This window comes from Achromobacter sp., assembly GCF_049647645.1.
In the GTDB taxonomy this organism is placed as follows: Bacteria; Pseudomonadota; Gammaproteobacteria; order Burkholderiales; family Burkholderiaceae_B; genus Achromobacter.
The window spans coordinates 1-11,664 of record NZ_JBARYB010000241.1 but is presented as its reverse complement, the minus strand read 5'-3'; the positions used below and the strand labels follow the sequence as shown (position 1 = coordinate 11,664).

General features: G+C 67.5%; 13 protein-coding genes. 5 read left to right on the top strand and 8 right to left on the bottom strand.

What is annotated here, in order from left to right:
- Window positions 1-28: 28 nt before the first annotated feature.
- Both WBB14_RS27660 and WBB14_RS27655 read left to right on the top strand, forming a co-directional pair.
- A complete protein-coding gene (locus tag WBB14_RS27660) occupies window positions 29-1,018 on the top strand; it encodes a tripartite tricarboxylate transporter substrate binding protein (protein ID WP_424242590.1) in 990 nt (329 codons plus the stop codon).
- Entirely contained in the window at window positions 1,015-2,109 is a 1,095-nt protein-coding gene (locus WBB14_RS27655; protein WP_424242589.1) for a maleylacetate reductase, read from the top strand. Before WBB14_RS27660 ends, WBB14_RS27655 begins: the two co-directional genes overlap by 4 nt.
- 42 nt (window positions 2,110-2,151) lie before the next feature.
- Here the strand turns inward: WBB14_RS27655 and WBB14_RS27650 are convergent, their stop codons facing one another.
- The 6 genes from WBB14_RS27650 to WBB14_RS27625 form a co-directional block, all read right to left on the bottom strand.
- Entirely contained in the window at window positions 2,152-3,264 is a 1,113-nt protein-coding gene (locus WBB14_RS27650) for an NADH:flavin oxidoreductase/NADH oxidase (RefSeq protein ID WP_424242588.1), read from the bottom strand.
- A gap of 106 nt (window positions 3,265-3,370) precedes the next feature.
- Window positions 3,371-4,141 carry an ectoine/hydroxyectoine ABC transporter ATP-binding protein EhuA gene (ehuA, locus tag WBB14_RS27645; protein WP_424242587.1) on the bottom strand — a complete coding sequence of 257 codons (771 nt, stop codon included), beginning with the start codon at window positions 4,139-4,141 and terminating at the stop codon, window positions 3,371-3,373.
- Entirely contained in the window at window positions 4,138-4,809 is a 672-nt protein-coding gene (ehuD, locus tag WBB14_RS27640) for an ectoine/hydroxyectoine ABC transporter permease subunit EhuD (RefSeq protein WP_424242586.1), read from the bottom strand. The genes ehuA and ehuD overlap by 4 nt, the downstream gene beginning before the upstream one ends.
- A complete protein-coding gene (gene ehuC / locus WBB14_RS27635; protein WP_332015216.1) occupies window positions 4,806-5,459 on the bottom strand; it encodes an ectoine/hydroxyectoine ABC transporter permease subunit EhuC in 654 nt (217 codons plus the stop codon). Before ehuC ends, ehuD begins: the two co-directional genes overlap by 4 nt.
- A gap of 9 nt (window positions 5,460-5,468) precedes the next feature.
- Window positions 5,469-6,377, bottom strand: a complete 909-nt coding sequence (ehuB, locus tag WBB14_RS27630) for an ectoine/hydroxyectoine ABC transporter substrate-binding protein EhuB (protein ID WP_424242585.1) — start codon at window positions 6,375-6,377, stop codon at window positions 5,469-5,471.
- A gap of 176 nt (window positions 6,378-6,553) precedes the next feature.
- Complete coding sequence (locus WBB14_RS27625) at window positions 6,554-7,708, bottom strand: ABC transporter substrate-binding protein (RefSeq protein ID WP_424242584.1); 1,155 nt, start codon at window positions 7,706-7,708, stop codon at window positions 6,554-6,556.
- A 272-nt stretch (window positions 7,709-7,980) separates the two neighbouring features.
- Here WBB14_RS27625 and WBB14_RS27620 point away from each other — a divergent pair, with 272 nt between their 5' ends.
- Both WBB14_RS27620 and WBB14_RS27615 read left to right on the top strand, forming a co-directional pair.
- Window positions 7,981-8,406, top strand: coding sequence for an OsmC family protein (locus tag WBB14_RS27620; RefSeq protein WP_424242583.1), 426 nt, complete (start codon window positions 7,981-7,983; stop codon window positions 8,404-8,406).
- A 130-nt stretch (window positions 8,407-8,536) separates the two neighbouring features.
- Complete coding sequence (locus WBB14_RS27615; protein ID WP_424242582.1) at window positions 8,537-9,826, top strand: Nramp family divalent metal transporter; 1,290 nt, start codon at window positions 8,537-8,539, stop codon at window positions 9,824-9,826.
- An 83-nt stretch (window positions 9,827-9,909) separates the two neighbouring features.
- Here the strand turns inward: WBB14_RS27615 and WBB14_RS27610 are convergent, their stop codons facing one another.
- Window positions 9,910-10,131, bottom strand: a complete 222-nt coding sequence (locus WBB14_RS27610; RefSeq protein ID WP_424242581.1) for an XRE family transcriptional regulator — start codon at window positions 10,129-10,131, stop codon at window positions 9,910-9,912.
- Window positions 10,132-10,338: 207 nt separating this feature from the next.
- The gene (locus WBB14_RS27605) at window positions 10,339-10,941 is read right to left on the bottom strand and encodes a TetR/AcrR family transcriptional regulator (protein WP_424242580.1); all 603 of its coding nucleotides are present in this window, start codon (window positions 10,939-10,941) and stop codon (window positions 10,339-10,341) included.
- 104 nt (window positions 10,942-11,045) lie between these two features.
- Here WBB14_RS27605 and WBB14_RS27600 point away from each other — a divergent pair.
- A partial coding sequence (locus WBB14_RS27600; RefSeq protein WP_424242579.1) for an MFS transporter occupies window positions 11,046-11,664 on the top strand: 619 nt, incomplete at its 3' end.

Sequence of the window (11,664 nt, the reverse complement as noted above, 5' to 3'; positions counted from 1 at the left end):
ACAACGACGATAAGCCCAGGAGACCCGCATGCCCCCGATCACCGCCCCCCACCGTTCTCCCCGTGTCCTGCTGGCCAGCGCCGCCCTCGCCGCAGGCGCCTGGGCCGCCGCCCTGCCCGCGCTGGCCGATTCCTACCCCAGCAAGCCGGTGACGGTGGTGGTGCCCTTTGCCGCGGGCGGCACCGTGGACCGGGTGGCGCGCCAGGTGCAGCAGGCGCTGCAGGACAAGCTGGGCCAGACGGTCGTCATCGACAACCGTGGCGGCGCCGGCGGCACCATAGGCACGGCGCTGGTCGCCAAGTCCGCCCCCGACGGCTACACCGTGGAAATGGTGTTTGATTCCTACGCCACCGAGCAGCACATCTATCCCAAGCTGCCCTATGACACGGCGCGCGACCTGACCGGCGTGTCGTACATGGTGCGTTCGCCCATGGTGCTGGCGGTGACGGCCAGCGGTCCCTACCAAACGCTGGCCGATTACGTGGCGGCCGGCAAGAAGGGCAGCGTGTCCTACGCCTCGGTCGGCGCGGGCAGCTCCAACCACCTGGCGGCCGAGATGTTCCACCAGGCCGCGGGCACCAGCGGCATCCATACGCCCTACCGCGGCGGCGGCCCGGCCGTGTCGGATCTGATGGGCGGACACGTGGAATCCATTATCGCCAGCCTGCCGCTGGTGCTGCCCCATATCCAGAGCGGCAAGCTGCGCGCGCTGGCGGTGACCGCGCCCAAGCGCGTCGCCGCCTTGCCGGACGTGCCCGCCATCGCCGAAAGCTATCCGGGCTTCGAGATCTATTCCTGGGTGGGCATGGTGGCGCCGGCGCAGACGCCGGCGGCAACGCTGAACAAGCTGGCCGACGCCGCCATCGCGGCGCTGCGCGATCCGGCCGTGGCCGGACGCATCACCGAATCCGGATTCGAGGTGGTGGCCGGCGGCCGCGACGACATGAACCGGCTGGTGCAGGCCGAATCCCAGCGCTGGGGCCAGCTCATCAAGAGCCGCGGAATCGTTGCACAATGACCGATATGCTGACCGGGAACGCCATGCAATCCTTCATCTACGCCAGCCGCGCCCAGCGCGTGGTTTTCGGGCCGGGCAGCCTGGGCGGCCTGGCGGCCGAACTTGATACGCTGGGGCTGCGGCGCGCGCTGGTGCTTTGCACGCCGCCGCAGCGCGCGCAGGCCGAACGGGTCGCGGCGCTGCTGGGCGAGGCGCGCGTGGCCGGGATCTTCGACCAGGCCGTGATGCACGTGCCCATGGATATCGCGCGCCAGGCGCGGGAGGCGGCGCGTGAACTGGGCGCCGATTGCGCGGTGGCCGTGGGCGGCGGCTCCACCATCGGCCTGGGCAAGGCCATCGCGCTGGACTCCGGCCTCCCGGTCATCGCGGTGCCCACCACTTATGCGGGATCCGAAATGACGCCGATCTACGGCATCACCGAGGCCGGCATGAAGAAAACCGGCAAGGATGACCGCGTCCTGCCACGCAGCGTGGTGTACGACCCGGAACTGAGCCTGTCCCTGCCCGTACCGATGAGCGTGACCAGCGGCATCAACGCCATCGCCCATGCGGCCGAAGGCCTGTATGCGCGCGACGGCAATCCCATCATGGACCTGATGGCGCAGGAAGGCATACGCGCGCTGGCGCGGGCGCTGCCCGCCATCCACGCCGGGGCCGTCGGCGCCGGCCTGCTGCAGGCGCGCAGCGACGCGCTCTACGGCGCCTGGTTGTGCGGTACGGTGCTGGGCAGCGTGGGCATGGCGCTGCATCACAAGCTCTGCCATACGCTGGGCGGCAGCTTCAACCTGCCGCACGCCGAAGTCCATACCGTGGTGCTGCCCCACGCCCTGGCCTACAACGCCGCGGCCGCGCCGCAAGCCATGGAACGCATCGCGGCGGCGCTGGGCGCGCCGGCTGCGGCGGCTGGCGTGTACGACCTGGCCCGCTCGCTGGGCGCGCCCACCGCGCTGCGCGATATCGGCATGCGCGAGCAAGACCTGGACCGCGCCTGCGACATCGCCTTGCAGACGCCCTACCCCAATCCCCGCCCGCTGGAACGCGAGGCCCTGCGGACCCTGCTGCAAAACGCCTACGACGGCACGCGGCCCTGAGACGGGGTTCAGGCAGGCCGCGGATTTGCCTGCCGGTTTCGCCTAGCGCTGGCCGAAGCGGGTTTCGCCGAACAGCGCCTTCTGATCCCGCGGCTGCGAGCGCCAGTATTGGCGCGGCGCGCTGACCTGGCCGCCCAATTGCGCCGCGGCGTGCCAGGGCCAGCGCGGGTCATACAGCATGCCGCGCGCCAGCGCGACCATGTCCGCCTGACCGTTCTCCAGGATGTCTTCCGCTTGTTGCGCCTCGGTGATCAGGCCCACCGTGATGGTGGGCAAGCCCACCTTGCGCTTGATCTCTTCGGCGAACGGCACCTGATAGTTCGGCCCCACGGGAATCTTCTGCTGCGACGAAACGCCGCCGCTGGAAACGTCGATGAACTCGCAGCCACGCTCCTTCAGGACCTGCGCGAACGCGAGTGTCTGTTCTAGATCCCAGCCGCCCTCGACCCAATCGGTGGCGGACACGCGCACGCCCAGCGCCACGGACGGCGGCGTAGCCTCGCGCAGCGCCTGGAAGACTTCCAGGGGAAAACGCATGCGGTTCGCCAGCGAACCGCCGTAGGCGTCATCGCGCCGGTTCGACACTGGCGACAGGAACTGGTGCAGCAGATAGCCGTGCGCGGCGTGCAGCTCGATCGCGTCGAAGCCCAGCCGGACCGCCCGTTTGGCGCTGGCCACGAAAGCGTCGCGAATGCGCGCCAGGCCCGCCGCGTCCAGCGCATGGGGCGCGGGTTCGGACGCGTTGTGCGGCAGCGCCGAGGGCGCCCAGCCCTGCCAGCCGCCGGCTTCGGGCGGCACCAATTGGCCGCCGTTCCAGGGCGCTTCGCTGGAAGCCTTGCGGCCCGCGTGGCCGAGCTGCATGCCCAGCTTGATGGGCGCATAGCGGCGGATGGCGGCCACGACGCGGCCGATGGCGGCCTCGGTTTCATCGGACCACAGGCCCAGGTCTCCTGGCGTGATGCGTCCGTCGGGCTCCACCGCCGTGGCTTCCACGAACAGCAGCGCGGCGCCGGACAAGGCCAGGTGGCCCAGATGGATCATGTGCCAATCGGTGGCCAGGCCTTCCTCTGCCGAGTACTCGCACATGGGCGCGATGACGATGCGGTTGGCCAGTTCCAGCTGGCCGATGGACGTGGGACTGAAAAGCAGGGACATGCTGAAGCCTCCGGGGCGTGGGATGCCAAAGCATAGCGCCCCAACCCGGCTGGCGGCCTGAATGCCACAGCCGCGGCCGGCGTCAAGCGCGCCCGCAGGCGCTGCGCTACTGCCCTTCGATCACCGAATCCAGGAACTGGCGCGTACGCGCCTCCTGGGGCTGGCTGAACAGCACCGAAGATTCGGCGTCCTCGACGATGTTGCCCTCGTCGAAGAACAAGGTCCGGTCCGAGCTGCGTTCGGCGAATTTCATCTGGTGGGTCACGATGATCATCGTCATGCTGCGCCGGGCCGACAGGTCGCGCAGGATCTGCAGGATGCCGCCCACCAGTTCCGGGTCCAGCGCCGAGGTCACCTCGTCGAACAGCATGATGTCGGGGCACATCGCCAGCGCGCGCGCGATGCCCACGCGCTGCTTCTGCCCGCCCGACAACTGCGCCGGATAGACGTCGAGCTTGTCGCCCAGGCCGACCATTTCCAGGTATTCCACGGCGCGTTCGCGCGCCTGGGCGCGCGGCATGCCCAGCACATGCAGCGGCGCCTCCATGGCATTGGCCAGCGCCGTCATGTGCGGGAACAGGTTGAAGTGCTGGAACACCATGCCGATCTTGCCGCGCACCTTGCGCAGGTGCTCCGAATTGGACCCGGCGGGGCGGCCCTGGGCGTCGGTCCACATGGGCACGCCGTCGATCTCGATGTCACCGCTGGTGGGATGGTCCAACGTCATCAGCACGCGCAGCAGGGTGGACTTGCCCGAACCCGAAGGGCCGATCACGGCCACGGTCTGGCCGGACGGTATCTCCAGGTTGATGCCGCGCAGCACCTCCAGATCTCCGTACTGCTTGCGCAGGTTCTTGATGCTTACGCTGGCGCTCATCGCTTTCCTCCATATCGTTGCAAGCGGGCTTCCAGGCCGCGCACGCCCCAAGCCGCCACCAGGCTCAGCGCCAGGAACAGCAGACCCACCAGGGTCAGGGGCTCGGTGTAGCGGAACGTGGCCGAGCCGATCATCTTGCTCTGCTGCAACAGTTCCACCACGGTGATCGCCGACAGCAGCGGCGTGTCCTTGAACATCGCCACCAGGTAGTTGCCCAGCGCCGGCACCACGGGTGGAATCGCCTGCGGGAGCACCACGCCCACCGCCGTGCGCCAGCGCGACATGTTCAGCGCGGTGGCGGCCTCCCATTGGCCGCGCGGCACCGCCTCGATGCCGGCGCGGTAGACCTCGGCGCAATAGGTCGCGTAGTGCAGGCCCAGCGCCGCGATGCCGGTAGCCAGCGGCGACAACCGCAAGCCGCTCAGGGGCAGGACGTAGAACAGGAAGTACATCTGCACCAGCAAGGGCGTGCTGCGCACGAACTCGATCACGAAGGCCGTGGGCAGCGACACGATGCGCAGGCGCGAACGCCGCAGCAGCGCCAGCGCCAGGCCGAGCGTGACGGCCACCAGCATGCCCAGCAAGGTGGCCTGGATCGTGATGAGCAGCGCGGAGCCCAGCGTGGGCAGGATTTCCAGGGCGAATGACCAATCGAATACCGGCTTCATCGCACGCGCACCTTGCGTTCCAGCAGACGCACGCCGGCCGTGATCAGCAGGGCCACGGCGAAGTACATCAGCAGCATCAGGGTGAAGATCTCGGTGGTGCGCAAAGTCTCGCTGCGCAGCAGCTGGCCGCGGAAGGTCAGGTCGGTGATGGTGACGAGAGACACCAGCGCAGTGTTCTTCAACAGCTCGATCAGCAGATTGCCGGCCGGCGGCAGCATCGCCGGCACGGCCTGCGGCACCACGATGCGGCGCATGATCTGTCCGCGGGTCAGGTTCAGCGCAATGCCGGCTTCGCGCTGGCCCGGCGGCACCGCGCGGATCGCGCCGCGCACCACTTCGGCGCCATAGGCGCCTGCGTTCAGCGCCAGCACCACGATGCCCACCAGCATGGCGGGCAGTTGCACGCCAAAGAGCGGCAGCACGAAATAGAACCAGAACAGCTGCACCAGGGCCGAGGTGCCACGGAATACCTCGACATAGACCGCCGCGATCCAGCGCACCGGCCGCAGCGACGACAGGCGCCCGATGCCCGCGGCCAGCGCCAGCGGCACGGCCAGCACCACCGCGCCGGCCATGATCTCAAGCGTGACCGCCAGCCCTTGCAGCAGCGGCGGCACGAGTTCGGTGAAATGCTCGGATAGCAAGCGCATGCGCCCCCCTTACTGGCCGGCGCACAGCTTGGCAGCCGTGACTCCCTTGGGCAGCTCCTGCGGGGTGAAGCCGAAAGGCGCAACCAGCTTCTGGTGCTCTTCGGTGCCGATGAACTTGGCCAGTTCGGCATTGAAGGCGTCGGCAAAGGCCCGGTCGTCGGAACGGAAGGCATAGGCGCCGTAGCCGCGCACGTCCTTGCCATCGATGACGGGATCCTTGAACGGATCGGCCTTTTCCAGGCCGCTGGCGGCGTTGGTCTTGCCCATCAGGTCGTTGACCGTGAGCGCCGTGGCCGCGTAGGCGTCGGCGCGCCCGGCCTGCACGCCGGACAGCGCGCTGACCGCGTCCGGAAACACCACCACCTGGGCGGGCGGCACCTGGATCTTGGAGGCATACTCCGCTTCGATCGCGCCCACCACCACGCCCAGCTTGGCGTCGGGATTCTTCACCACGTCTTCATAGCTGTGCAGGTTCTTGGGATTGCCCTGCTTGACCAGGAAGGACTGGCCGACGCCATAGGTGGGGTCGGAGAACGCCACTTGCTGGCAGCGTTCGGGCGTGACGTACATGCCGGCCGCGATGATGTCGAAACGCTTGGCCTGCAAGCCCGGAATGAGGGAGCCGAACTCGGTCAACACGCCCTCCACTTCATTGATGCCCATGCGCTTGAGCACCACCCGCGCGATCTCCACGGACTCGCCCGTAACCTTGGCTTCCTTGCTGTCCATGAAGGCGAAAGGCGCTTCATTGGCGTAGCCGATGCGTATCTTGCCGGCTGCCTTGGCGGTTTCCAGGGTGGAAGTGGCGGCGGGCGCGCTCGCGGCCGGCGCAGCCTTGTCGGATCCCGAGTCGGAACATGCCGCCAGCACCCCCAGGCTCAAGGCGGCCAGCAAACGTCTGGATCGGATCAGGCTCATGGAAGTTTCTCCTGTATTTATTTCGAGATATATGGATTCACTAAAAATAATACGCTATTAAATGATTTCTATACGAATGATATGTCCGGAAAAAAGCAGGCCGCAGCCTGCTGTTCGATCCGTCACCCTATGGGGCGTCAGGATAAGTTACGAATGGTAGACGTCTATGTCCCCACTTATTCCGCGTAGGAAAACCGGCCATTCCTGACGATGCCCATGACCCGGGCGCGCTCGTCGAAGCCTTGGTGGTTGTCCTTGGAAATGTTCAGCACGCCATTGGGCACGACCAGGTCGCGCGTGTTTTCCAGGGCGTCGCGCAGCGCCGCGCGGAATTCGGGCGTGCCGGGCTTGGCGCCGGTTTTGAGCGCCCGCGCCACCGCCGAGTCCAGCAGCATCCAGGCGCCATAGGCGTCGCCCGCGAACTGGGTCAGCGTGTTGGCGCCGTAGCGGGCTTCGTACTTGTCGGCAAAGGCCACCGCCACCTTCTTGACCGGGTTGTCGTCCGGCAGCTCGCGCGCCACCACGCCGGGGCCGGTGGGGAACAAGGTCCCTTCCACGTCCGCGCCGCCGACCTGGAGGAACTCCAGCGTGCCGATGCCGTGCGTCTGATAGATGGCGCCGGTGTAGCCGCGTTCCAGCAGCGTCTTCTGCGGCAAGGCGGAAGGCGTGCCGGCGCCGGCGATCAGCACGGCATCGGGCTTGGCCGCGATGACCTTCAGCACCTGTCCGACCACCGACGCGTCGGTGCGCTGGAAACGCTCCTGCGCCACGATCTTCAGGTCGGTCCCGGCGGCGGCGGTGAACTCCTTCCACCAGCTGTCGCCGTAGGAATCCGCGAAGCCGATGAAGGCCACGTTCGTCAGGCCCTTCTTCTTCATGTCCGCGACCAGCGCGGTGGCCATCAGCGAATCGTTCTGCGGCATCTTGAAGGCCCAGGCGCGCTTCGGATCCGACAGCGGCTCGACGATGACGCTGGACGCGGCCAGCGCGATCATGGGCGTGCCAGTCTCGGCCAGCACGTCCAGGCCCGCCAGCGCCGCTGCCGTGGTGTTGGGGCCGACGATGGCGTCGACCTTGTCTTCCGAGGTCAGCTTGCGCATGTTCTTCACCGCCCGGCTGACGTCGGTGCCGTCGTCCAGCACCACGTAGCGGGCCGGCTCGCCGCCCAGCGTGGCGGGCCACAGGCGGATCGCGTTATTGGTCTGGATGCCGATGGCGGCGGCCGGGCCGGTGGTGGACACGTCCACGCCGATGACGATTTCGGCCTGGGCGGACAAGGCGGGGACGGCCAGCGCGACGGCGCAGGCGTAGCGGACGAGATGAAGAGACATGACAGCGGTTCTCGGCAAGGTTGAAGCAGATGCCTATATTTTGCCTTATGGTCACGCGCCCCTTTGCGACGCGCATCAAGAAGACGGAGCGCCAGGCCTGCGGTTACATCGACTTGCCGTTGCGCGCAGACGCTTTCCGCGCCTGAGGTCCGCGCCCGCCGTATCATCGGTCATGCCAACCCAGGCAATGCGCTCCGCCCCAGCCGGCGGCTCGCGCCCTCCCACACCGGCCGCTGCTCGCGACGGGCGCGGCCCTTCCACAGGAGTCACGCATGAAGAAAACCGCAACCGCCCACTGGTCCGGCGACCTGAAGACCGGCAAGGGCACGATCTCCACGCAAAGCGGCGCGCTCAAGCAACAGGCCTACGGCTTCAACACCCGCTTCGGCGATACCCCGGGCACCAACCCCGAAGAGTTGCTGGGCGCGGCCCACGCCGGCTGCTTCACCATGGCCCTGTCCAACATCCTGGCGGAAGCAGGCATGGTCGCGCAAAGCCTGGACACCAAGGCCGAGGTCACGCTGGACAAGGTGGACGACGGCTTCTCGATCACGGCCGTCCACTTGACCGTGGAAGCCGTCATACCCGGCGCCAGCGCCCAGGCCTTCGAGGACGCCGCCCGCAAGGCCGAGAAAGGCTGCCCGGTGTCCAAGGTGCTGAACGCCAAGATCTCCATGGATGCGAAGCTCAAGTCCTGATCCCCGTGGCGGCCCGTGGCCCGTCCGTCGAGGGCGGCGCCATTGGGCCGGCCTATCCCCTGCTTGCCCAAAATCAATTTGACGGTCCGCCCCTCTAAGAGGATGATGAGAATCATTCTCAGGAGCGAGCATGAGCCATTTCATCTACGCGATATCCGGCGGCAGGACTGCGCTGGCGCAGGACGTGCAGGTGTCGGCCGGACTACGCCGCATCGCCGGCCCCGGCATCCTGGTGGCCGTGGGCTATATCGATCCGGGCAACTGGGCCACCGACATCGCCGGTGGCAGCGGCTTCGGCTATGGCCTGCTGTTGGTGGTGATCACCTCGGCCCTGCTGGCGCTGGGCTTCCAGATCCTGGTGTCACGCCTGGCGCTGGCCACAGGCGAAGACCTGGCCACGCTGACAGCCCGCCACCTGTCCCCGCGCCTGGCCAGGACGGCCTGGCTGGCCGGCGAGGCGGCGATCCTGGCGACCGCCCTGGCTGAACTCATCGGCGGCGCGATCGCGCTGCGCCTGCTCTTCGGACTGCCGCTGATCGCGGGCGTGGCGGTCACCGGCGTCGGCACCTTCGCCGTGCTGGCGCTGACGCGCGGCAACGCCGAGCGGCACGAACGCTTCATCGCCCTGCTGCTGTCGGTGGTCGCGATGTCCTTCGTGTTCCTGCTATTCAAGGCCAATCCGGCCTGGACGGAAGTGGCGCACGGCGTCACCCAGACTGGCCGGGCGCTGCGCGACCCGCAGGGTTTCCTGATCGCGCTGGGCATACTTGGCGCCACCCTGATGCCGCACAACCTGTACCTGCATTCCGGCTCGCTGGCCCAGCGCGCGCGCCAACTGCCGTCCAACGCGCGCGACCTGGCCATGCGCGTGGCGCGCAACGACACCATCGTGTCGCTGGGCCTGGCCATGCTGATCAACGCCGCCATCATGATCGTCGCCGCCGCCTCGCTGTCGGGCTCGGGACTGATCGTCTCCAGCCTGGACGACGCGCATGCCGTGATCGGCCAGACGCTGGGCGTAGGCGCGGCCATCGTCTTCGCGGTGGCGCTTTACGCCGCGGGACAAAGCTCCACCATCACCGGCGTGCTGGCTGGGCGCATTCTTTCCCAGGGCTTCCAGGTCCGCAGCGGCTGGTCCGACCGGCGCCGCGCCCTGGCGACACGGCTGGTGGCGGGCGCAGCGGCGGTCGGCCTGCTGGCATTCACCGGCGGCCAGGATCCGGACGGCCTGCTGGTGTTGAGCCAGGTCATCCTGAGCCTGGCGCTGCCGTTTGCGCTGGGGCCTCTGGTGCTGCTGGCCTGCCGCAAGAGCCTGATGGGCCAGTACGTATTGCGGGGCGCCTGGGCCTGGGCGGCGATTGCGGCCACGGTCGGCATCCTGCTGCTGGACGGTTATCTGGTGGCGGACATGCTGGTCTGAAGCCGAAGCCGCAATGCGGCGCGATCGGCAGGCATAAAAAACGCCAGCGGACGCTGGCGTTTTTCTTCTGCCCGCTATGGGGCTCAGTGGTAGGCGGAGACCACGGGGTGCTGGCGGCGGCCGGCGTCCATGTCGTGCAACACCTCGCCCACGGCGCCGCCGAAGGCGGCCAGGCGCACTTTCAGGCGCAGCCAGCGCGAGCCGGAGGTATGGCCGGACAGGCTTTCCGCGATGATGGCGTCATGGATCAGGGTACGTTCCAGCTCATCCGACATGCGGGCATTCTTCAGCGCGGTATCGCTCATGGTTCTCTCCTTGAGAAAGCGATGTGGAACAACACGAGTCCATCTTAGACCTGTGCTTGCTGCATCGCAATAAATTTCTCAAGCATTTTTTTGTGCGTTGCGCAATGGGGACAAACACCAAAAATGGTGCACATGTGCACTGCTGCCTGCACCTTTCTTGTGCCATCCTCCCTTTAACCAGACGCGATTGCCCGCAGGCCCGCCGTATCAGGCCTTTTCGAGATGCGCCTGAATCAGCATGTCCGCCATCTGCGCAACCCGGCCGGCGGGTCCGCCTTCACCGAAAAGCTGGCTGGAGACGAAGGCGCCCTCGAACAGCAGCAACAGGCCATCGCCCAGCGCATCTGGGTCGGCTGCCCCCATTTCCGCCGCCATGGCGGCCAGGCGCCGGCGCAGCTCCGCCTTGTGCTCCACCGCCACGGCGCGCGCAGGATGGCCGGCTTCGGGATACTCGACCGCGGCGTTCGTCAGGCCGCAGCCTCGGTATCCGCTTTGCACCGCGCGCGTAGCCAGGCCGGTCAGGTAGGCCAGAACCTGGGCGCGAGGGTCGCCCGGGTGCGCTTCGCAAGCCGCGTCAAAACGCGCCCAGAACTCGGCGTCGTAATCGCGCAGATATGTCGCCGCCAACTCGTCCTTGGAGGAAAAGTTGCGGTACAGGCTGGGCTTGGTCACGCCCGCCTCGCTAACGATGGCGTCCACACCCACCGCCCGGATGCCATCCCGATAGAACATTTCCCGCGCGGTCTTGCGGATGCGATCGGCCGCCAGCGGCGGCTTGGCTGGCCGGTCGGCGGAGGTCTTGCTGGCCATGGATGGGCTCCTTTTCCGGATGACGGATGCGACGAAAAATCGCTTGACTATGTTACTGACCGGTACGTACTATTCGCAAACCCCAATACGTACCGGTCAGTAACATGAGTATAGCCCAGCCTCCCATCCCTTTCCGGCGCGCCGGCCAGAAGTACGCTTTTGTCGTCGTCGCGGTGATTTTCCTGGCCCTGCTGGTTTCCGCCGGCCTACGTTCCTCGCCCAGCGTGCTGCTGGTGCCGCTGGAAGAGACCTTTGGCTGGAGCCGCAGCACTATCTCCCTGGCTGCGGCGGTCGGCATCTTCCTGTATGGCATGGTCGGACCGTTCGCCGCCGCGGCGATGGAGCGTTTCGGCTTGCGGCGGGTGCTGATCGGCGCCCTCCTCGTAATGGCGGCGTCCAGCGCCGCCAGCGCCTTCATGACTGAGTCCTGGCATTTGCTGCTGACCTGGGGCGTGTTCTCGGGCCTGGGTTCGGGCGCGGTGGCGGTGGTGCTGGGCGCCACCGTGGTCAACCGCTGGTTCACCAAGCACCGCGGCGTGATGATGGGCCTGTTGACCGCCAGCTCCGCCACCGGCACGCTGGTGTTCCTGCCGGTGCTGGCGGCGCTGGCCTCGTCGGGCGACTGGACCCGCGTGGTCTGGACCGTGGCGGCCGCGGCGGCGGCGCTGGTGCCGCTGGCCTGGTGGCTGGTGCCTGACCGTCCGTCCAGCGTCGGGCTGGTGC